This is a genomic window from Leisingera daeponensis, from assembly GCF_019801465.1.
Lineage (GTDB): Bacteria > Pseudomonadota > Alphaproteobacteria > Rhodobacterales > Rhodobacteraceae > Leisingera > Leisingera daeponensis_A.
In genome coordinates this window covers 713,032-732,566 of sequence record NZ_JAHVJA010000001.1, presented here as the reverse complement: position 1 = coordinate 732,566, position 19,535 = coordinate 713,032, and the positions used below count along the sequence as shown (strand labels likewise).

Sequence of the window (19,535 nt, the reverse complement as noted above, 5' to 3'; positions counted from 1 at the left end):
CTGCAAACCGGCAATGCCCCTTGCGCCGGAGCGCCGGGGGAAATAGAAGACCGCAAATTGTCTGGGGGCGCCTGCGCGCACGCGCCCCGAATCTCTATGGGGAATAGGATGCAGGTCACCGAGACGCTGAACGAAGGTCTGAAACGCGGTTACGCCATCACCGTCACCGCCGCCGAGCTGGACGAGAAGGTCAACGAAAAGCTGGTCGAAGCCCAGCCGGAAATCGAAATGAAAGGCTTCCGCAAGGGCAAGGTGCCGATGGCGCTGCTGAAGAAGCAGTTCGGCCAGCGCCTGATGGGCGAAGCCATGCAGGAAGCCGTCGACGGCGCCATGAACAAGCATTTCGAGGACAGCGGCGACCGTCCGGCGCTGCAGCCCGAAGTCAAGATGACCAACGATGACTGGAAAGAAGGCGACGACGTCAACGTCGAGATGTCCTACGAGGCACTGCCGGAAATCCCCGAGGTCGATTTCTCCGGCGTCGAGCTGGAAAAGCTGGTGGTGAAGGCTGAAGAAGAAGCCGTCACCGAAGCGCTGAACAACCTGGCTGAAACCGCCAAGGAATTCGAAGCCCGCGAAGAGGGCGCTGCAGCCGAAGACGGCGACCAGGTCGTGATCGACTTCGTCGGCAAGATCGACGGCGAAGCCTTTGACGGCGGCGCAGGCGACGACTACCCGCTGGTGCTGGGCTCCAACTCCTTCATCCCCGGCTTTGAAGAGCAGCTGGTCGGCACCAAGGCCGGCGAGGAAAAAGACGTGACCGTGTCCTTCCCCGAGGAATACGGCGCGGAGCATCTGGCCGGCAAGGAAGCCGTTTTCACCTGCAAGGTGAAAGAGGTGAAGGCCCCGAAAGCGGCCGAGATCGATGACGAGCTGGCCAAGAAATTCGGCGCCGACGACCTGGACGCGCTGAAGGCTCAGATCACCGAGCGCCTGGAAGCCGAATATGCCGGTGCCGCCCGCGCGGTGATGAAGCGCGCGCTGCTGGACAAGCTGGACAGCCTGGTTTCCTTCGACCTGCCGCCGTCGCTGGTCGACGCCGAAGCCAAGCAGATCGCGCACCAACTGTGGCACGAGGAAAACCCCGAGGTGCAGGGCCACGACCACGGTGAGATCGAAACCACCGAGGAGCACACCAAGCTGGCCGAGCGCCGCGTGCGCCTGGGACTGCTGCTGGCCGAGCTGGGCCAGAAAGCCGAGGTCGAAGTGACCGACGCCGAAATGACCCAGGCAATCATGGCGCAAGCCCGCCAGTACCCGGGCCAGGAGCGCCAGTTCTTCGAGTTCATCCAGCAGAACGCCCAGATGCAGCAGCAGCTGCGCGCGCCGATCTTCGAGGACAAGGTTGTCGACCACATCGTCGGCCAGGCCAAAGTCACCGAGAAAGAGATCTCCAAGGACGAGCTGCAGAAAGCCGTTGAGGAGCTGGACGAGGAGTAATCCTCTGCCCTCATGAATGACGGAAAGGCCGCCCGGACGGGCGGCCTTTTTTGCATGGGTGTGCAGGATTTAAGGGCAGCCTTGTCACCGAGTTTGGGGCCGGCCCGGCAGGCCTCCCGCCCGCTCTTGGCGCCGTCCTGCGGACCGCGCCGCGGCCCGTTGGGCCGGGCAGCGCCCCGCAGGGGCGCTGCACCTGTCAGGCGCCGGGGCGCAGGCCGGTTTCCACCAGCATGCCGCGGCGTTTGGCCTCGTAGTAGTAGCCGCGGGAATAATGCTTCACCGCCATGTCCTGGCTGCCATCGGCCAGAAGCCAGGCGCCGCGCAGGTATTTCACGGCAAATTGCAGATTGGTATCGGCATCCAGCAGTTCCTTGGGCTCGCCATCGAACCCCATCGACCGCGCCGTCGCGGGAAGGATCTGCAGCAGCCCGTAGTAGGGGCGGTTCACCGCCTTGGGCCTGTGGGTGCTTTCGCGGATCGCCAGCCGGTGGACCAGGCTGCGCGGTACCTCGTAGTGGTCTGCCCAGTAGTTGATCTTCTGGCGCAGTTCCGGTGTCTCGTTCGGGTGGAGCGGCGGGGCGGCTCTGGACACCTGCGGGGGGGACGCGGTGCTGGCGCAGGCGGACAGCACAGCGGCAGCGAAAAATAAGATCAAAGTCATGCGGCGGGGCATGCGGCCTCCGAAAGCGGTTTCTAACGCCGGGCAGATTAGCCGCCTCGCCTCAGTCTGCAATGCCGTCAGTGCGCCGCGCCCCGCAGGGCGGCGGGGAACCGCCATTCAGGCTGGGGAAAACCGCCTGTGCGCCGGGCCCCGGGAGGTCCGTCAAACTTTAATCATTAGGCAATTGTTAAATATGGCCCCCCACTACATATTGGGGTTGCGCATTGAGGCAGAAACAACCCTCAGGGCAGTTTGCCCCTCACGCCTGTGGGGCAACTGGCCGGATCGGGCAGAAGGGACCGCGGCTGTTTCCCAAAATTTCGCGGTCCCTACAACCCCGGTTGAAGCCCGGCGCAGCCGCCATTCAACGGCCAAAAAACGGGCGCAGACCGGACGCCCGGACGCGTGCCCTCAGGCCGGTTTCCGCGCGTCAGGCCGGCTTGCGCGCGGCCTGCGGCTGCGGTTTGAACAGGCTTTCGCCCGGCGCGATCAGCCCCGCCGGCACCAGCTCTGAAATGGCCTCGGTGCGGAAAGCCGGCCGGTCGGCCCGCTGGCCGCGCAGCAGCCGGAACAGCAGCCGCCGCCGCAATGCCAGTTCCTCGCTATCAAATGCGTCCTGCATGGCGCATCCCCCGTTTTACTCCACTCCGCCAGTATTCTGGCCAATTCCGGCAAACAGATGGTTATTCCGGGGCAGGGGATCTCCGCGCAATTTGCCTCAGCTTTTCAAACTGGGCCCCGGCAACGAAAAAGGCCGCCCCGGAGGGCGGCCTTTTCCATGTTTCACTGTCCCGGACGGGATCAGTTGGTTTCTTCGCCAGCGGCTTCGGCGGCCGGTGCCTCGTCGTCGTCGGACGCGGCAGAGCCGATGTCGTCGAACAGCTCGGAAATCTCGAACTCAGCAGCGGCTTCCTCTTCGGCGGCCAGCTCCTGGATCGATTTGCCCGATGCCTGCAGCTCGGCTTCCTCTTGGGAGCGGGCCACGTTCAGCTTGATTTCGACTTCCACTTCCGGGTGCAGCTTGACGGCGACCGCGTGCAGGCCCAGTTCCTTGATCGGTGCGATCAGGGCGACCTGTTTCTTGTCGACCGAGAAGCCGGCTTCGGTTGCAGCGTCAGCCGCGTCGCGCGGGGTGACCGAGCCGTACAGCGCGCCCGCGTCCGATGCGGAGCGAATCACGATGAACTGCTGGCCGTCCAGCTTTTCTGCCAGAGCCTCGGCCTCTTTCTTGGTCTCCAGGTTGCGCGCTTCCAGCTGCGCTTTCTGGGCCTCGAAGGCGGCGATGTTGGACTCGGAGGCGGTTTTTGCCTTGCCCTGCGGCAGCAGGAAGTTGCGGGCGAAACCGGGCTTCACGTCGACGACGTCGCCCATCTGGCCCAGCTTTGCAACGCGCTCAAGAAGGATAACTTGCATCTGCCTATCTCCTTACTTCACGGCGTAGGGCAGCAGGGCGAGGAAGCGGGCGCGCTTGATAGCACGGGCCAGCTCACGCTGCTTCTTTGCCGAAACGGCGGTGATGCGCGAAGGCACGATCTTGCCGCGCTCAGAGATGTAGCGCTGCAGCAGACGGGTGTCCTTGTAGTCGATCTTCGGCGCATTTTCACCCGAGAACGGGCAAACCTTGCGGCGGCGGAAAAACGGTTTGGCTGCCATGATTTAGCGTCCTTTTCTCAAGCGTTGATCAGCGGCGCTCGCGACGGCCGTCGCGTTCGTCGCGTTTCTGCATCTGGACCGAAGGGCCCTCGGCGTGCTCGTCGACCTTGATGGTCAGGACGCGCATCACGTCATCATGCAGACGCATCAGGCGCTCCATTTCCTGAACGGCAGACGACGGTGCGTCGGTCTTCAGGAAGGCATAGTGGCCCTTGCGGTTCTTGTTGATCTTGTAGGCCATGGTCTTGACGCCCCAGTACTCCTGGTCGACCAGCTTGCCGCCGTTGTCGGACAGAACAGCACCGAAATGTTCGATGAGGCCTTCAGCTTGCGAGTTGGACAGGTCCTGACGCGCAATCATGACATGCTCATAGAGTGGCATGCGAACTCCTGTTTGTGTCTAGGCGCATTTCATAGACGGGGCATGTAACGCTTCCGCTGCCCTGTCACGAGAGGCTGCGCGGATCGAAGATGTCGCGGAAGCTGGGCCTCCTATACAGGCTGCGGCCGAAAGAGCAAGGCAAAAGGGTATTTTGCGCTGGCTGCAACGGCACGCCGCGGCAAAACCGCAAGGCCGCCCAAATGCTGCCGCAAACGGGCACTTCACTGGTTAAAGAAGCCTTAACGCGGTCAGGCGCCGCGGCGCCAGACCAGCGGCCCCGGGCCGCAGCAGCAAGGCAGCAGAGACAGGACAGCAGCAGAAGGGCAGTCAAATGGCAGTGACAGACCACACCCCGCCGCAGGTTTCCAGGATGTCGGGCGCCCGGGCGCTCGGCGCCATCGCCGCCGCGTCGCCGCTCCGCTTGCGGTTCGAGGCGAACTGGAAGCTCCGGGTGGTGGTGCTGCGGCTCCTGGGGGCCGCGATGATCCTCAGCGCCACCGGCCTGTGGCTGGTGCAGGGCGCCGGCGCCGATGCGGAGATGAACCTGATCCGGTTCGGCATCTCGGTCGCCTTCCTTTTGACCGGCCTGGTGCTGATGACCGCGCATGAGCCCGAAGGCCAGCCCGAGGCCTGCTTTGATCCGGTGCGCCGCGAGCTGCGGGTGCTGAAGCGAGACGCCCAGGGCCGCCCGCGCACCGTCCTGCGCCGCAGCTACGACACGCTGGGCGGTGCCCGGCTGAGCGCGGCCACCGTGCAACTGTTCGAAGGCGACGGCAGCCTGCTGATCGAGCTGCCGCTGGGCTCCGCCGCCATCCGCAGCCAGCTGCGCGACCAGCTCAGCGGTGCGGTGCGGATCCTGACATAACACGCCATCACATTCGCGCGAGTCTCCGCCCGGCTGCCTGCAGCCGGGTTTTGTGTTCAGGCGCTCACAGATACTGTTGGTTTTTGCGGTCTTCCATTCGGGACCCGAACCGCCACATCCTTTGCCACATGAATTCTTCAGACGGAGCCTTTGAAATGAAAAAGACCCTGCTTGCCGCCGCCCTGGCTGCCGCCGCTGCAACCGGCGCTGCTGCCGCACCGGAGAAATACGTTCTGGATCCCGGCCACAGCCAGATCCTGTTCGACTACAACCACCTCGGCTATTCGACCACCTACGGGCTGTTCTCCGGCTTCGAAGGCGAAATCATGTTCGACCAGGAAAACCCGGCGAACTCCTCGGTCTCCGTGACCATGCCGCTCAGCATGATGTTCACCGGCTGGCAAGCCCGCTTCGACCACTTCATGACCAAGGATTTCTTCGACGCCACCGAGGATGAGACCGTCAGCTTCACCTCCACCGGCATCGAAGTGACCGGCGACAATACCGCCAAGATCACCGGCGACCTGACCCTGAACGGGGTGACCAAACCGGTGGTGCTGGACGCCAAGCTGAACCAGGCGGGCGAGCATCCGATGGCCAAGAAACCCTGGGCCGGCTTTGACGCCACCACCCAGATCCTGCGCACCGATTACAATCTGGGCCAATTCGCGCCTTTCGTCAGCGATGAAGTCAACATCAAGATTTCCATCGAAGCGATGAAAGCCGACAGCTGATCCTTCAGCGTCCCAAGCCGCCTTTCAGCCGCCGGCCCCTGACGGGCCGGCGGTTTTCCTTTGCGCCGCCGGCGCAGGCCTCCCCAAGCGGATCTGGGCCGGCAGGCCTCCCCAAACTGTGACCGGGGTGCACTGGCCTTTCCGGCGCTACCGGCGCAGACTGAAGGCGGCCCCTCCGGCCACTTCGGAAAGGAGGCTTCATGTTCCGCTTCGGCTTTTTGACCTCAGCCGCCGCGGCCCTGGCCCTTGCAGCAAACCTGGCCGCCGCGCCGCCTGCTGCCGCCCATGGTTCTGACGCAGATGCAGCCCGTGCCCTTGCAGGCATCGTCGCGCTCGGCATCATCCTCAAGAGCCTGGATAACGACCGGGACCGCCACCGCGGCCGCGTCTACTACCACCAGCCCAGACAGTATTATGGCAACCACGGCGCCCGCCGCCACCACCACGCGGGCCGCGACCGGCACCATTTCCGCCGCCACGGCGGCCACCGGCACCGGTCGCGCCATGGCGGGTACTACTATCACCGGCACTGAGCGGCCGCGGGCCCCGGCCGGGCACTGAAACGAAAAGCGCCGCGCGTCAGCGCGGCGCCAGGCCCAGGGCTGTCAGGATAAGCCGGCGGTGCCGGCGTATCCGCAGGCGCGGGAGGGCTCGCCTTCCGCTGCCTGGGATCACTCCGTCCGCACCGCTTCCAGCTCCACCGCGACATCCACGGCGAACCCCAAGGAGCTTTCGTCCGGAAGGCTCTTGCCGATGCCGAAATCCAGCCGGTTCAGTGTCAGGCCGCCGGTCATCCTCGCGGTATTCCCCTCCAGCTCCAGATCGAAGGGCAGGGTAACCGGCACTGTCTGGTCCTTGATGGTCAGCATGCCTACGGCCTCATAGCCCTCCGCCAGCTTCTCGATTTCCGCCTGGAACAGCGCGGTGGGGAAGTTCGCGCTGTCGAAGTAATCCGCGCCCATCGCCTGGCTGGCGACCGAACCCAGTTCCAGCGAGGGGATCGCGATGGTCACTTCGACCGCGCCTGCCGGGCCGGGCGCCTCGGGCTCTTCAAAAGTGATGACCGCGGCCCACTCGCCGAAGCTGCCGGACACCGCACTGCCCATCTGGGTGACGGTAAGGCCCAGCGTGCCCGACTGAACCGCCCAGCCGCCGGGCGCGGCGGCGGCGGAGGGCGCGGCGGCAACAACAGGGGCCGCCGTGCCGGTCCCGGCGGCCTGCTTGCCGCCGACCAGGCCCAGCGCCGCGCCGCCGCCGAGGATGCCGCCCCAGACCAGCAGTGCTGCCAGCAGCGGCAGCAGGCTGTGCGCCTGGGCCGGCGGCCTGGGCAGGGTGCCGCTGCCCGGCAGCATCCGGCGCAGGGTGGCGTCGCGGTCGACCGCATGGTGCTTCAGGGCGCCGGCAATATGCAGGCCCAGCGCTGCCGCCAGGGTCCAGACCAGCAGCCAGTGCAGGCTGCCGAAGATCCCCGCCACCGCGTCGGATTTCGGCACAAACGGCAGGCTTTGCCCGAACGGCCACCAGATCGGCGCGAAGCCGGTGGTCGCCGCATGGTGGATCCAGCCAGTGAGCGGCACCGCCACCAGCGAGCCGTACAGCAGCCAATGCACCACTTCCGCCGCCAGCGCCTCCGCCTTGCGGTCCGGGTGCAGCAGGCCCGGTTTCGGCTGGCTCAGCGCCCACAGGATCCGCAGCAGCGCGGTGAAGAACACCGCCACCCCGATGGTCTTGTGCAGGGAAAACAGCAGCGTCGCGCGTTCGATCACCGCCGGGCTGCCGTCAAATCCGGCGCTTTGGATGTCATGCGCCATCTCATTGGCGAAATAGCCCAGCGGAAAGGCCGTGAAGATCAGCAGCGCGGTCAGCCAGTGAAAGCTCTTGGCGATGCTGCCATAGGAGGAAAACGTGTTGGTGCGGGACATGGGGCGCAGTTCCTGGTCGGCGTCGGGTTGACCTTAACCTAGCCATGGCTACCCCGGATGCAACGCACGGGGCTGTCCGCCCATGCACAGGTTTCGTGCGTCAGGTGCGGCTTTGCTTGTACGCGGGGGAAAGGGCGGGTACATCAGGCAAAACGCTGAAACAGACGAGGTCATCAATGACGATCGCATTTGTGTTCCCCGGGCAGGGCGCCCAGACCATCGGCATGGGCAAGGCGCTGGCCGAGGCATACCCCGCCGCCAAGGCCATCTTTGACGAGGTGGATGATGCGCTGGGGGAAAGCCTGAGCCGGCTGATCTGGGAGGGAGAGATCGAAACCCTGACCCTGACCCAGAACGCCCAGCCCGCGCTGATGGCCACCTCTATGGCCGCCATGCGCGCGCTGGAGGCCGAAGGCGTCACCATCGGCAAGGCCGCCTTCGTGGCCGGCCACTCTTTGGGCGAATACTCCGCGCTGGCCGCGGCCGGCGCCATCTCGGTGGCCGACACCGCCCGCCTGCTGCGCACCCGCGGCCTCGCGATGCAAAGCGCGGTGCCGGTGGGCGAGGGCGCCATGGCCGCGATCCTGGGCCTCGATCTGGATGCCGTGCGCGCGGTGGCCGAGGAAGCTGCCCAGGGCGAGGTCTGCCAGGCCGCCAACGACAACGACCCCACCCAGGTGGTGGTCTCCGGCGCCAAGGCGGCGGTCGAACGCGCCGCAGAAATCGCCAAGGAGAAGGGCGCCAAGCGCGCGGTGATGCTGCCGGTGTCCGCCCCCTTCCACTGCGCCCTGATGCAGCCCGCCGCTGACGCCATGGCCGAGGCGCTGCGTGGCGTCGATATCAAATCGCCGGCAGTGCCGCTGATCGCCAACGTGCGCGCCGACGCTGTCACCAGCCCGGACGAAATCCGCCAGCTGCTGGTCGAGCAGGTGACCGGCTCCGTGCGCTGGCGCGAAAGCGTGCAGGCGATGGCGGCCAAGGGCGTCACCGAGTTCTGGGAAATCGGCGCGGGCAAGGCGCTGTCGGGCATGATCCGCAAGATCGACCGCAGCCTGGCCTGCCGCCAGGTCGGCACCCCAGAGGACGCCGCGGCCGCCGCCGGGGCCTGATCCATGCAGCGCCGCCTCGCGTTCCTGGGTTTCAGCCTTGCCATTGCCGCAGCCGTGGCCGGCGGGCTGATGCTCAAACAGGCGCAGGCGGCCAGCTTCGAACTCCGCGGGCAGGACATTCTGGTCAACGGAACCGTCAACGGCAAATCGCTGCGCCGGTTCCGGGACTTCATGGCAAAGCACCCGGACGCGCAGCGGCTGGTGCTGATGGACATGCCCGGATCCGACGATGATGAGACCAACCTGAAAATCGGCCATCTGGTGCGCGATCTGGGTCTCGACACCCATGTCACCGCCCGCAGTGAAATCTTCTCCGGCGCCGTGGAGCTGTTCCTGGCCGGCTCCGAGCGCACCATGGAGGCAGGGGCGGTTCTGGGCGTGCACGCCTGGGAGGGCGACAGAGCCGCCGACGAATACCCGCGCTGGCATCCGGAGCACGCCCCCTATGTGGCCTATACAACCCGGATGCTGGGCAGTGCGCAATTCTACTGGTTCACCGTCCATGCCGCACCTGCCGACGGAATGCATATAATGACCGAGGCGGAGATAGAACGCTACGGTCTTCTGACACAACCGGTCCTGCGGGACTAAGAAGCCAAGAGGGCAAGAAAACATGTTTGATCTTACAGGAAAGAACGCGCTGATCACCGGCGCTTCGGGCGGCATCGGCGGCGACATCGCCCGCGCCCTGCACGCCGCAGGCGCCACCGTGGCGCTGTCGGGCACCCGCGAGGAACCGCTCAAGGCGCTGGCCGAAGAACTGGGCGAGCGCGCCCATGTGCTGCCCTGCAACCTCTCCGACGCCGAGGCCGTCGAGGCGCTGCCGAAACAGGCCGCCGAGGCAATGGGCTCGGTTGATATCCTGGTGAACAACGCGGGCATCACCCGCGACAACCTGTTCATGCGGATGAAGGACGAGGAATGGCAGAGCGTGCTGGACGTGAACCTCACCTCCACCATGCGGCTGTGCCGCGGCGTTCTGCGCGGCATGATGAAGGCGCGCTGGGGCCGCATCATCAACATCTCTTCCGTTGTCGGCGCCACCGGCAACCCGGGCCAGGGCAATTATGCCGCCTCCAAGGCCGGCATGGTCGGCATGTCCAAGTCGCTGGCCTATGAGGTCGCCAACCGCGGCATCACCGTCAACGCGGTGGCGCCGGGCTTCATCGCCACCGCCATGACCGACAAGCTGAACGACAATCAGAAAGACGCGATCCTGACCCAGATCCCGGCCGGCCGGATGGGAGATTCGAAGGAAATCGCCTCTGCGGTGCTGTATCTGGCCAGCCAGGAAGCGGGCTATGTCACCGGCACCACCCTGCATGTGAACGGCGGCATGGCAATGATCTGAACGCCCCGCCGCGCTGCATGTTCCGAAAGCCCCGCAGCCAGCCTGCGGGGCTTTTTCCCGCCCGCCCGCCGGAACCGGGGCCGCAGTCCGGGCCAGCTTCCGCCGCCAACTGGTTGAAATCCGGTGAAAAAGCAAAAAAGATGCAGCACAGGTCTTGCAACCACTTGATTACAAGGCCATCTGCACGCTTCATAGCGGCCACAGGCAAGCCGCGCTGCCGCTTCGTGACCGCGCGAAACCGTTTGCCTTGGCTGCGGTCTATGCTATAGGCGGCCCATATCCGCCGGTATTTCCTAACGGAAACGCCGCACTGTCCCCGTACCTCGGGGATCACACCGCCCGCTCCGGGCAAAAACCACGCCGCCCGACCGGGCAGGGCAGAACCGGGCAGAGTGCCCTGTAAAACGAGGAAGAGACATGAGCGACGTCGCAGATCGCGTTAAAAAGATCGTTGTTGAGCACCTGGGTGTTGAAGAGGACAAGGTCACCGAAAACGCCTCCTTCATCGACGATCTGGGCGCAGACAGCCTGGACACCGTTGAGCTGGTGATGGCGTTTGAAGAAGAGTTCGGCATCGAGATCCCGGACGACGCAGCCGAGACCATCCAGACCTTCGGCGACGCGGTCAAGTTCATCTCCGAAGCGTCCTGATCCACGCTTCCGGATGACCGGAATTAAGCGGCGTCCTCCCCAGCGGAGGGCGCCGTTTTCATTTGCCGGGGGGCTGCGCGATTCCGGTTCCGCGGCGATCCGTGCGCTGCGGTGTTTGCGCTACCGCCCGGGGCCGGAGCCGGCGCCGCAATTGATCGCTAAATCGCTGCGATACGGCGTATCGCCGGGCGGAATCCGTGCTACTCTGAGCGCATGAGGCATAACAGAGGAGACTGGCACTATGATGATCTACCCGACGATGGAAATTCAGAACGGCCGCTGCGTGACCCTCGAAAAAGGCCGCCTGGATGAGCCGCAGATCTGGCATGTGGATCCGGTCGAAACCGCCAAGGGATTTGCCGCGGCAGGGGCGGAATGGATGCACCTGACCGACTTCAACGCGCTGGAAGGCGATAACAGCAACGAGGAGCTGGTCACCAGAATCATCCGCGGCGCCGGTATCCCGGTGCAGCTGGGCGGCGGCATGCGCTCGCGCGAGCAGGTCGAGCACTGGATCGACAAGGGAGCGGGGCGCATTGTGATCGGCACCCTGGCCGCCCGCGATCCGCATCTGGTGCGCGAACTGGCGGAACACCACCCGGACCAGATCGTGCTGGCGGTGGATATCTGGCAGGACCAGGTGATGACGGACGGCTGGCGCAAATCCGGCGCCTTTTCCCCGGAAGCCTATCTGGAGGCTTTCAAGGACACGCCGTTTGCCGGCATCATCATCACCGACATCGACGCGGATGTTGCCGATACAGAAGCGCAGATGGGGCTAATCTCGCATCTGGCCACGCTGGTGAAACAGCCGGTGATCGCCAGCGGCGTGGTGCGCAATGCCGACGACATCTCGCGGCTGAAGTACATCCACAACATTGCCGGCACCTTGGTCGGCCGGGCACTGTTCCGCAAGACCCTCTCGGTCGAGGAGGCGCTGGCGGTGGCCCGCCCCGAACCGGAGCCGGTCGCCGAGTTCCAGTAAAAGACAGCGTCAGGGCGCCTGCGTGCGGGCGCCCTTTCTCCGGCTGCCGCCGGGGCCGGCCGAACGGGCGGCAGGCCGCAGCGGCGGGCGGACCGGGCTCCACGGCCCGCACCGCGGTCAGGCGGGGTTGGCTTCTGCCGCTGGCGCCCCGGTCTCGGTGCGTTTCGACCAGCTGCGCAGGGTCCGCAGATTCTCTCCCGTTATCTGCCTGCTGAACTTCAGTCCGACGTAATCGGCGCTTTGCCAGGTCACCTGGGCGCGGATGTCCCCCAGTTCGGGGAACGTGACCGTGACCTCGCATTTGCTGGCCGGCAACGGGGTTCCGGGCAAGTGCCAGACCCTTATCTTTGCCCCCATCCGGCTGATGTCGACCAACTTCGCCCGCAGCAGAAGGCTCCCCGATTTCAGGCTGCAGGGCAGCGAGCAGGGAAAGCGCCGCCGCCGCCGCCGGTGGCGGCGGGCCAGCCGCTCGGCCAGAAGCAGGCCGCCGCTGGCAAGAAGCAGCGCCGAAAGCGAGCTGACGACGGCGGTTTCCTGCGAAATTCCCCGGACCGGACCCATGCCGCTGGCACTGTCTGCGGTCTGCGCCCGCTCCGGCGAGAAATCGCAGGGCAGCGGAATGATCCTGGCGGCGAACTCCTCCAAGAGCGCCGCGGTCCCCAGCCGCTTCGCGCTGGTCTCCGCCTTGGCCTGGCCCTGCCGCCGGTACACCTCCAATAGACCTTTCTGCTGGGTGATCAGCCGCGTCGCAAGCGGTTCGTACATCTCCATCCCGGCCCGCCGCATGCTCATGCGCAGCGACACCACCGGATGATCCTCCAGCCAATGCTGCAGCTGCCGGGCCTTGCCGGGGTCATTGCCGGTTCGCAGGTGCTCAAGGAACCCGCGCGCCTCATGCTGGAACATCACGAGATCGGATTGCAGCATGCAGGTGGCCCGGGATGCCGCAGCGGCGCCTGCATCGGTCAGCAGTGCAGCAGGTGCAGCAAGTAAAGCCAGAAGGATGGGCCAGTGCTTCATGTTCGGCTCGCTCTGAAGGTCAGCTCGCGTTTGCGGGCGGTTGTCTTCCCTTCAATCTACCAAAGGTGGCATCAGCAGTTGTTAACGCTGACTTTTGCGGGCGTTAATTCCCCGCAAAAGCGGGGCCCGGCCGCGGGCCTGGAAACGGCAGGAAGCCGTCCTGCCGCAAAAGCGCAGGAAGCGTCGCAAAATGACAGGGGGGAAGCCGGGGGCGGGCCGCGGTCAAACAAGCCTGAGGAAAGCGGCCGCGCTGCGCGCAGCGCCTGAGACCCATTGGGCCGGGTTACAGGCCCAGCCTGACTTCCTCGCGCAGGCCGCCTTCCTGCATCGGGAATTCTTCCAGCAGCCGGTGAAGCTGCATGAAGTTGAATTCCTTGGTGAACTGCACGCCGATGTAATCCGCGGTCTTCCAGCGCACCTGCGCGTCCACCGTGTAGCCGCCAAAGGTCAGCCGCACCCGGCCGGATGCGTCGAACTGTGCGTCCGGATGAACCTTGGCGCCGGCCCGGCTCAGGTCGACGAGATGGGCGCGCACGGTTCTGCCCCCGGCCTGCAGCACGCAAGGGACCGCGCAGGGATAGCGTTTGGTGCGGCGGATCTTGCGGATGCCGATCCGGTCCAGGAAATACAGAACGCTGCCGCCCAGCACCAGAAACGAAATCCAGGCAATCGCGGCGTTGATGATCTGCTGGCGCTGCCGCGCATCATTGGCGTTGATCGCCACCAGCTTGCTGCCAAAGCCGTCTTCCTTGATCTGATCGCAGGGCAGGGCCTCGACCAGAGCGCCGTATTCCGCCCGCAGCTCGTACAGCCCCATGTGCCGGGCGCTTTCCAGCGCGGCCGGACGGCCCTGGCTGTACAGCATTTTCAGCAGCACCGAGGACTGCTGGATCAGCCTGACGGCGCCCGGTTCAACCTGCTGGATGCCGACGGCCCGCATCCGCTGCCGCAGCGGGGCAGGCGGGTTGGTGCTGATCCAGCTGTTCAGCTGCTGGACGTAGAACGATCCTTGGCCGGTCTCCAGGTAGGACAGAAACCCGGCCGATGCCCGGTTCAGGTCGGAGAGATCCTGGTGCACAGGGCACGAGGCGGCGGCGCGCCCGGCCATCAGGGACAGGGTCAGCAGAACAGCAGCTGTCGGAAGCCATTTGCGCATGGCGGGGTATTCCTCACGTATCTCCGGAGGAGATGCTGACTCAGAGATGCGAATTTGAGGTTAACGCGGCCCGGCTGCGGCGGGAAAATTCGCGCGGCCCGGGACAAAGCCGGGCCGCACGCAAAAAGGCGGGCTGGAGACAAATTGGCCCAGAGCTCCAGCCCGCATTGGCAATCCACGAGGACGGATGCCGAGTTTCGCTACTTGATAATCTCATCCTAAAGGAGAGTGGTTAACCAAACGTTCCCGTCTTTTGCAAATGGCAGCGCGGCGCATTTTCCGTCACGTCACACCGGCGGCCAGCCCGCTCTTGCACCCGGTTGCCATTCCAAGCTATTTGAACGGACGGATTGCCGAGGCATAGGAGAGCAAGGAATGCGCCGAGTAGTAGTCACCGGACTGGGCCTGGTCACCCCGCTGGCCAGCGGAGTCGAAGAAACCTGGTCCCGGTTGCTGGATGGACAGTCGGGTGCCGGCCCCATCACCCTGTTTGATGCCGAGGCAAGCGGCGTCGCCACGACCTATGCCTGCGAAGTTCCGCGCGGCGACGGCTCCGAGGGCACGTTCAACCCGGATGACTGGGTCATCAAGAAAGAGCAGAAGAAGATCGACGACTTCATCCTCTACGGCATCGCAGCCGCCGACATGGCCGTGCGCGACTCCGGCTGGACGCCCGAGGATGAGGAAAGCCGCCTGCGCACCGGCGTGATGATCGGCTCCGGCATCGGCGGCCTCAGCTCGATCGCCGACACCGCGGTGATGATCAAGGAAAAAGGCCCCCGCCGGGTGTCGCCCTTCTTTATCCCCGGTGCGCTGATCAACCTGATCTCCGGCCAGGTCTCGATCCGCTTCGGCTTCAAGGGTCCGAACCATTCTGTCGTGACCGCCTGCTCGACCGGCGCCCACGCCATCGGCGACGCGGCCCGGCTGATCAAATCCGGCGACGCCGACGTGATGATCGCGGGCGGTGCCGAGGCGGCGATCTGCGAGATCGGCATCGCCGGCTTCAACGCCTGCAAGGCGCTGTCCACCAAACGCGCCGACGACCCCAAGGCGGCCTCGCGCCCCTATGACGCCGACCGTGACGGCTTTGTCATGGGCGAGGGCGCCGGCATCGTGGTGCTGGAGGATTACGAGCACGCCAAGGCCCGCGGCGCCAAGATCTATGCCGAGGTGCTGGGCTACGGCCTGTCCGGCGACGCCTACCACATCACCGCCCCGTCTGAAGACGGCGAAGGCGGAGAGCGCTCGATGAAGGCGGCCCTGGCAAACGCGGGCCTGGAGCCTTCGGCCATCGACTACATCAACGCCCACGGCACCTCGACCATGGCCGACACCATCGAACTGGGCGCGGTGGAACGGCTGCTGGGCAACCACGCCGCCAATGTCACCATGTCCTCGACCAAATCCGCAACCGGCCACCTGCTGGGCGCGGCCGGCGCGATCGAGGCGATCTTCTCGATCCTGGCGATCCGCGACCAGGTGGCGCCGCCGACCATCAACCTCGACAACCCGGCGGTCGAAACCCCGGTTGACCTGGCGCCCAACGCCAAGCGCGAGCGCAAGATCGACGTGGCGCTGTCGAACTCCTTCGGCTTCGGCGGCACCAACGCTTCGGTGATCTTCGGGAAACCCAAGTGATGTGGCGCAGCCTCGCCTCCAATATGCTGACAATCCTGATCGCCGCCCTGTTCCTGCTGGGCGGCCTCATCCTGTGGGGCAAATCGGAGTACACCTCCGAGGGGCCGCTGGACACCGCCATCTGCCTCAGGGTGGAACGCGGCTCCAACATGGCGCGCGTCAGCCGCGATCTGCAGGCGCAAGGCGCGGTGTCCTCCGGCACCATCTTCCGCCTCGGCGCCAGATACAGCGAGAAGACCGGCCAGCTGAAGGCCGGCAGCTTCCTGGTGGAACCGGGCGCCTCGATGGAGCGCATCGTTGACGAGATCACCCATTCCGGCGCCTCCACCTGCGGCACCGAGATCGTCTACCGCGTCGGCGTGACCCGCACCCAGACCCTGGTGCGCGAACTGGATCCGTCGACCAACAAATTCGAGGAAATCGCCGACTTCACCCTCGGCGAGGACGAGGTTCCGGCGGAGTACACCGAGACCCGCCAGGACGCCGACACCCGCTACCGCATTGCGCTGGCCGAAGGCGTGACCAGCTGGCAGGTGGTCGAGGCGCTCAAGGCGATCGACGTGCTGGACGGCGACCCGGGCGCGCGCCCGGCCGAGGGCCTTCTGGCGCCCGACAGCTACGAGGTCACCCCCGGCACCGAACGTGCCGCCGTCCTTGCGGAAATGCAGGAGCGCCAGCAGCTGCGCATCAACGCCGCCTGGGAAGGCCGCTCCGAAGATGCTGCCGTCAACAGCCCCGAGGAAATGCTGATCCTCGCCTCGATCATCGAGAAGGAAACCGGCGTCGCCGAGGAGCGCGGCCTGGTCGCCTCGGTCTTCACCAACCGCCTCAACCGCGGCATGCGGCTGCAGACCGACCCGACGGTGATCTACGGCGTCACCAAGGGCGAAGGCGTGCTGGGCCGGGGCCTGCGCCAGAGCGAGCTGCGCAGGGCAACCCCCTGGAACACCTATGTGATCGAAGGCCTGCCGCCAACGCCCATCGCCAACCCAGGCATGGCGAGCCTCGAGGCTGCGGTGAACCCGGAGAGCACCGATTACGTGTTCTTCGTCGCCGACGGCACCGGCGGCCATGCGTTTGCCGAGACGCTGGACGAGCACAACCGGAACGTCGCCAAATGGCGCGAGATCGAAGCCGAGCAGCAGCAGAGCAACTGAGGCTGCAAAGGCAGGGCAGAAACAGGGAAGGGCGCCGGCTGGCGCCCTGTCCTTTTTAAGGGGGCGCAACAAGGCCTGCAGATCATGCGCCGTTCCGTTCCAGAATTCCCTCCACGGCTTCCAGCACGTCCGCTGCCAGGGCGGTCGGTGCCGGGTTATATCGGGTCTCATCCCCGTCGCGGTACTTTCCGGTCCGCACCAGATAGCCCGCCGCCAGCCCGGCTGCCAAGGCGCCTGCAACATCGCTTTCCGCATCGTCGCCGATCATTGCCGCCTGCTGCGGCGGGCAGCCGGCGCTAGCCGCAGCGGCGCGGAAAAACTCCGGGTCCGGCTTGCCGCACAGCCTGGGCTCGGCGCCGCTGGCAAACGTCAGCGCCTTGACGAAGGACCCGGCATCAAGGCTCAGCTCCCCGTCGTCATTCAGGAAAATGCGGTTGTTTGCCAGGGCCAGCAGCGGCGCGCCGCCGTTCAGCAGCCGGAAAGCGCGGTTCATGTTTTCATAGGTGAAGGCCTGTCCTGCATCCCCGACCACAACCGCGGGCGGACCGCCTGTCTTGCAGTCCCGGAACTCTTCCTCAAGCGCCGGGTGGACCAGCAGATGCGGGCTGTGGCCGGTGCGGTCCAGCCAGGCCAGCGCGGCAGCAACGGGGGTGAACACTTCCTCCGGCCGGAGGCTGAACCCCATATCCTGAAGCTTGCCCACGATACGCCGCTTCGGCTGCCTGGTTGAGTTGGTGACGCAGCGCACCTGCCATCCCGCAGAACGGAGCTTCGACAGGGCGTCTATGGCCCCGGGGATGACCGTGCTGCCCTGGTACAGGACGCCGGACACATCAAGCAGAACGGTTTGTGCCATAATTGAACTCTGCCTGAGGGGCAGCAGCGCGTCAAACCGGACCGCGCCGGCAGATGCCGCGCAAAGCAGGGGCATGGCCCGCGCCGGCCACACCGGCACTGGCATCTGAAGCTGCCCCGTTGCGCACCCACCGTACGCAGCCCTCTCCATAACCCTTGACTTTCACGCTTAACTCACGTATAGGTTGTGATGCAGCTGGAAGAAACATGGGCGGCCCCGGACCCCTCCACCGGTGGCCGTCGTGTCTTTCTCTCGTGCGGACAAAAACGCATGAGGCAGAGCAATCCATGACAGATCAGACACCAGACCAGGACGGTGCCGCCGTCCTGCAGCGGCAGGTGCATCTCACCGCCGATCTCCTGCGCTCGCTGCAGGAAAGCATGCACCGCCTGCGCAACGCGGCGGAGGAGCTCCGGGAGCAGCTTGAAACCACCGGCGGCGGCGAGGCCACCGGCGCCAAGGCCCAAATCGGCAGGCTCGAAGGCCTGATCCGGGATTGCCAGAAAGTGGAGAAAGTCATTGCAGAACAAAGCACCGAATTCGCCCGCATGCTCAAATCCGGGCACGAGCTCGATCTCCACGCGGCGCGCGCAGCTGTCGAGCGCGGGCTTTCTCGCCTGCGTGCCGCCCTCGCTCCTGAGCTTCTTCTTGGATGAGCTGGACCGCAAAACCCTCTGCGCGCTGCCGCATCTCTTTGACATCTGGGCGCTGGACCACCAGCGCCCGCCGGATGGGGACTGGCGCGCCTGGGTGATCCTGGGCGGCAGGGGGGCCGGCAAGACGCGGGCAGGGGCCGAATGGGTCCGCTCGCTGGCCGAGGGGCCGCGCCCGCAGGATCCCGGCACCGCCCGCCGCATTGCGCTGGTGGCCGAAACCTATGACCAGGTGCGCGACGTGATGATCCACGGCGACAGCGGCATCCTGGCCTGCTCGCCGCCCGACCGGCGGCCCAAGTGGAAAGCGTCGGAGCGCAAGCTGATCTGGCCCAACGGCGCCGAGGCGCAGGCCTTCTCCGCCCACGACCCCGAGGCCCTGCGCGGCCCCCAGTTCGATACCGCCTGGGCGGATGAACTGGCCAAGTGGAAGAAGGGGCAGGAGAGCTGGGACATGCTGCAGTTTGCGCTCAGGCTTGGGCAGGCCCCCCGTGCCTGCGTCACCACCACTCCGCGCAATGCGCCCGTGCTGAAGCGTCTGCTGGCCGCGCCCAGCACCGTCACCACCCACGCCGCGACAGAGGCCAACCGCGCCAACCTCGCCGCCTCCTTCCTGGCAGAGGTGCGGGCGCGCTATGCCGGCACCCGGCTGGGCCGCCAGGAGCTGGACGGGGTGATGCTGTCGGACATTCAGGGCGCGCTCTGGACCACCGCGGCTCTGGTCGAGGCGCAGGTTGCAGAGGCGCCGCCGCTGGACCGGGTGGTGGTGGCCGTCGACCCGGCGGTCAGTGCAGGCAAGAACTCTGATGCCTGCGGCATCGTGGTGGCGGGCGCCGTCACCCACGGCCCGCCGCAGGACTGGCAGGCCTATGTGCTGGCGGATTGCACCGTGCAAGGCGCTGGCCCGCTCGCCTGGGCACAGGCGGTGATCGCCGCCCGCGACCGCTTTGGCGCCGAACGCGTGGTGGCAGAGGTCAACCAGGGCGGCGCGCTGGTCGAAAGCGTGCTTCGCCAGGCCGACCCGCTGGTGCCGTTCCGCGCGCTCCATGCAAGGAAGGGCAAATCCGCCCGCGCCGAGCCGGTGGCCGCCCTCTACGAACAGGGCCGGGTGCGCCACCTTGCGGGGCTGGGAGAGCTGGAGGACCAGATGTGCCAGATGACCCCGCAGGGCTACCGCGGCAGCGGCTCGCCCGACCGGGTGGATGCGCTGGTCTGGGCCTTGCATGAGCTGATCATCCAGCCGGCTGCAAACCTGCGCCGGCCGCAGGTGCGGGTGCTGTAACCCGCCAGCAAACACCC

General features: G+C 65.9%; 22 protein-coding genes. 13 read left to right on the top strand and 9 right to left on the bottom strand.

Annotation, left to right across the window (positions count from 1 at the left end):
* Positions 1-108: 108 nt before the first annotated feature.
* Positions 109-1,440, top strand: a complete 1,332-nt coding sequence (tig, locus tag KUV26_RS03540; protein WP_222503080.1) for a trigger factor — start codon at positions 109-111, stop codon at positions 1,438-1,440.
* A 196-nt stretch (positions 1,441-1,636) separates the two neighbouring features.
* On the opposite strand, the gene KUV26_RS03535 is transcribed toward tig, so the two are convergent.
* The 5 genes from KUV26_RS03535 to rpsF form a co-directional block, all read right to left on the bottom strand.
* Positions 1,637-2,113 (bottom strand): lytic transglycosylase domain-containing protein, encoded by a 477-nt coding sequence (locus KUV26_RS03535; RefSeq protein WP_222503081.1) that lies wholly within the window; start codon positions 2,111-2,113, stop codon positions 1,637-1,639.
* 418 nt (positions 2,114-2,531) lie between these two features.
* Positions 2,532-2,723: a hypothetical protein gene (locus KUV26_RS03530; protein ID WP_222507317.1), complete on the bottom strand. Its 192-nt coding sequence runs from the start codon at positions 2,721-2,723 to the stop codon at positions 2,532-2,534.
* A gap of 179 nt (positions 2,724-2,902) precedes the next feature.
* Complete coding sequence (gene rplI / locus KUV26_RS03525) at positions 2,903-3,514, bottom strand: 50S ribosomal protein L9 (RefSeq protein ID WP_222503083.1); 612 nt, start codon at positions 3,512-3,514, stop codon at positions 2,903-2,905.
* Between the two features lie 12 nt (positions 3,515-3,526).
* On the bottom strand, positions 3,527-3,754 hold the full coding sequence (rpsR, locus tag KUV26_RS03520) for a 30S ribosomal protein S18 (protein WP_005608650.1): 228 nt from the start codon (positions 3,752-3,754) through the stop codon (positions 3,527-3,529).
* A gap of 28 nt (positions 3,755-3,782) precedes the next feature.
* The gene (rpsF, locus tag KUV26_RS03515) at positions 3,783-4,136 is read right to left on the bottom strand and encodes a 30S ribosomal protein S6 (RefSeq protein WP_222503084.1); all 354 of its coding nucleotides are present in this window, start codon (positions 4,134-4,136) and stop codon (positions 3,783-3,785) included.
* 331 nt (positions 4,137-4,467) lie between these two features.
* Here rpsF and KUV26_RS03510 point away from each other — a divergent pair, with 331 nt between their 5' ends.
* The 3 genes from KUV26_RS03510 to KUV26_RS03500 all read left to right on the top strand — a co-directional run bounded on the left by KUV26_RS03510 (position 4,468) and on the right by KUV26_RS03500 (position 6,268).
* Complete coding sequence (locus KUV26_RS03510; protein WP_222507316.1) at positions 4,468-5,001, top strand: hypothetical protein; 534 nt, start codon at positions 4,468-4,470, stop codon at positions 4,999-5,001.
* Positions 5,002-5,156: 155 nt separating this feature from the next.
* Positions 5,157-5,735 (top strand): YceI family protein, encoded by a 579-nt coding sequence (locus tag KUV26_RS03505; protein WP_222507315.1) that lies wholly within the window; start codon positions 5,157-5,159, stop codon positions 5,733-5,735.
* A gap of 200 nt (positions 5,736-5,935) precedes the next feature.
* Entirely contained in the window at positions 5,936-6,268 is a 333-nt protein-coding gene (locus tag KUV26_RS03500; protein ID WP_222503087.1) for a hypothetical protein, read from the top strand.
* 138 nt (positions 6,269-6,406) lie between these two features.
* Here the strand turns inward: KUV26_RS03500 and KUV26_RS03495 are convergent, their stop codons facing one another.
* On the bottom strand, positions 6,407-7,657 hold the full coding sequence (locus KUV26_RS03495; protein ID WP_222507314.1) for a cytochrome b/b6 domain-containing protein: 1,251 nt from the start codon (positions 7,655-7,657) through the stop codon (positions 6,407-6,409).
* Positions 7,658-7,833: 176 nt separating this feature from the next.
* Between KUV26_RS03495 and fabD the strand changes: the two genes are divergently transcribed.
* From fabD to KUV26_RS03470, 5 genes are all read left to right on the top strand, one after another.
* Entirely contained in the window at positions 7,834-8,766 is a 933-nt protein-coding gene (gene fabD / locus KUV26_RS03490) for an ACP S-malonyltransferase (protein WP_222507313.1), read from the top strand.
* 3 nt (positions 8,767-8,769) lie between these two features.
* On the top strand, positions 8,770-9,357 hold the full coding sequence (locus KUV26_RS03485; RefSeq protein ID WP_222503090.1) for an alpha/beta hydrolase: 588 nt from the start codon (positions 8,770-8,772) through the stop codon (positions 9,355-9,357).
* A gap of 22 nt (positions 9,358-9,379) precedes the next feature.
* Entirely contained in the window at positions 9,380-10,117 is a 738-nt protein-coding gene (gene fabG / locus KUV26_RS03480; RefSeq protein ID WP_222507312.1) for a 3-oxoacyl-ACP reductase FabG, read from the top strand.
* A 417-nt stretch (positions 10,118-10,534) separates the two neighbouring features.
* Complete coding sequence (locus KUV26_RS03475) at positions 10,535-10,768, top strand: acyl carrier protein (RefSeq protein WP_005982462.1); 234 nt, start codon at positions 10,535-10,537, stop codon at positions 10,766-10,768.
* Between the two features lie 241 nt (positions 10,769-11,009).
* Complete coding sequence (locus tag KUV26_RS03470) at positions 11,010-11,753, top strand: HisA/HisF-related TIM barrel protein (protein ID WP_222503092.1); 744 nt, start codon at positions 11,010-11,012, stop codon at positions 11,751-11,753.
* A 117-nt stretch (positions 11,754-11,870) separates the two neighbouring features.
* Here the strand turns inward: KUV26_RS03470 and KUV26_RS03465 are convergent, their stop codons facing one another.
* Entirely contained in the window at positions 11,871-12,773 is a 903-nt protein-coding gene (locus KUV26_RS03465; RefSeq protein WP_222503093.1) for a PilZ domain-containing protein, read from the bottom strand.
* 283 nt (positions 12,774-13,056) lie between these two features.
* On the bottom strand, positions 13,057-13,929 hold the full coding sequence (locus KUV26_RS03460) for a PilZ domain-containing protein (RefSeq protein ID WP_222507311.1): 873 nt from the start codon (positions 13,927-13,929) through the stop codon (positions 13,057-13,059).
* 375 nt (positions 13,930-14,304) lie between these two features.
* On the opposite strand from KUV26_RS03460, the gene fabF reads away from it, so the two are divergent.
* Positions 14,305-15,570, top strand: a complete 1,266-nt coding sequence (fabF, locus tag KUV26_RS03455; protein ID WP_222503095.1) for a beta-ketoacyl-ACP synthase II — start codon at positions 14,305-14,307, stop codon at positions 15,568-15,570.
* Positions 15,570-16,727: an endolytic transglycosylase MltG gene (mltG, locus tag KUV26_RS03450; RefSeq protein WP_222507517.1), complete on the top strand. Its 1,158-nt coding sequence runs from the start codon at positions 15,570-15,572 to the stop codon at positions 16,725-16,727. Before fabF ends, mltG begins: the two co-directional genes overlap by 1 nt.
* Positions 16,728-16,809: 82 nt before the next feature.
* Here the strand turns inward: mltG and KUV26_RS03445 are convergent, their stop codons facing one another.
* Complete coding sequence (locus KUV26_RS03445) at positions 16,810-17,583, bottom strand: TIGR01458 family HAD-type hydrolase (protein WP_222507310.1); 774 nt, start codon at positions 17,581-17,583, stop codon at positions 16,810-16,812.
* A 287-nt stretch (positions 17,584-17,870) separates the two neighbouring features.
* Between KUV26_RS03445 and KUV26_RS03440 the strand changes: the two genes are divergently transcribed.
* Positions 17,871-18,239, top strand: coding sequence for a hypothetical protein (locus KUV26_RS03440; protein ID WP_222507309.1), 369 nt, complete (start codon positions 17,871-17,873; stop codon positions 18,237-18,239).
* A complete protein-coding gene (locus KUV26_RS03435) occupies positions 18,232-19,518 on the top strand; it encodes a DNA-packaging protein (protein WP_222507308.1) in 1,287 nt (428 codons plus the stop codon). The genes KUV26_RS03440 and KUV26_RS03435 overlap by 8 nt, the downstream gene beginning before the upstream one ends.
* Positions 19,519-19,535 lie beyond the last annotated feature (17 nt).

Coding starts and splice junctions, on each gene's coding strand:
- KUV26_RS03445 (WP_222507310.1), bottom strand. CDS start 17,583: ATGGCACAAACCGTTCTGCTTGATGTGTCCGGCGTCCTGTACCAGGGC.
- KUV26_RS03470 (WP_222503092.1), top strand. CDS start 11,010: ATGATGATCTACCCGACGATGGAAATTCAGAACGGCCGCTGCGTGACC.
- KUV26_RS03530 (WP_222507317.1), bottom strand. CDS start 2,723: ATGCAGGACGCATTTGATAGCGAGGAACTGGCATTGCGGCGGCGGCTG.
- KUV26_RS03500 (WP_222503087.1), top strand. CDS start 5,936: ATGTTCCGCTTCGGCTTTTTGACCTCAGCCGCCGCGGCCCTGGCCCTT.
- KUV26_RS03485 (WP_222503090.1), top strand. CDS start 8,770: ATGCAGCGCCGCCTCGCGTTCCTGGGTTTCAGCCTTGCCATTGCCGCA.
- KUV26_RS03440 (WP_222507309.1), top strand. CDS start 17,871: ATGACAGATCAGACACCAGACCAGGACGGTGCCGCCGTCCTGCAGCGG.
- fabF (WP_222503095.1), top strand. CDS start 14,305: ATGCGCCGAGTAGTAGTCACCGGACTGGGCCTGGTCACCCCGCTGGCC.
- KUV26_RS03510 (WP_222507316.1), top strand. CDS start 4,468: ATGGCAGTGACAGACCACACCCCGCCGCAGGTTTCCAGGATGTCGGGC.
- KUV26_RS03465 (WP_222503093.1), bottom strand. CDS start 12,773: ATGAAGCACTGGCCCATCCTTCTGGCTTTACTTGCTGCACCTGCTGCA.
- rplI (WP_222503083.1), bottom strand. CDS start 3,514: ATGCAAGTTATCCTTCTTGAGCGCGTTGCAAAGCTGGGCCAGATGGGC.
- fabD (WP_222507313.1), top strand. CDS start 7,834: ATGACGATCGCATTTGTGTTCCCCGGGCAGGGCGCCCAGACCATCGGC.
- KUV26_RS03535 (WP_222503081.1), bottom strand. CDS start 2,113: ATGCCCCGCCGCATGACTTTGATCTTATTTTTCGCTGCCGCTGTGCTG.
- rpsF (WP_222503084.1), bottom strand. CDS start 4,136: ATGCCACTCTATGAGCATGTCATGATTGCGCGTCAGGACCTGTCCAAC.
- tig (WP_222503080.1), top strand. CDS start 109: ATGCAGGTCACCGAGACGCTGAACGAAGGTCTGAAACGCGGTTACGCC.
- KUV26_RS03505 (WP_222507315.1), top strand. CDS start 5,157: ATGAAAAAGACCCTGCTTGCCGCCGCCCTGGCTGCCGCCGCTGCAACC.
- fabG (WP_222507312.1), top strand. CDS start 9,380: ATGTTTGATCTTACAGGAAAGAACGCGCTGATCACCGGCGCTTCGGGC.
- KUV26_RS03460 (WP_222507311.1), bottom strand. CDS start 13,929: ATGCGCAAATGGCTTCCGACAGCTGCTGTTCTGCTGACCCTGTCCCTG.
- rpsR (WP_005608650.1), bottom strand. CDS start 3,754: ATGGCAGCCAAACCGTTTTTCCGCCGCCGCAAGGTTTGCCCGTTCTCG.
- KUV26_RS03475 (WP_005982462.1), top strand. CDS start 10,535: ATGAGCGACGTCGCAGATCGCGTTAAAAAGATCGTTGTTGAGCACCTG.
- KUV26_RS03495 (WP_222507314.1), bottom strand. CDS start 7,657: ATGTCCCGCACCAACACGTTTTCCTCCTATGGCAGCATCGCCAAGAGC.
- mltG (WP_222507517.1), top strand. CDS start 15,570: ATGTGGCGCAGCCTCGCCTCCAATATGCTGACAATCCTGATCGCCGCC.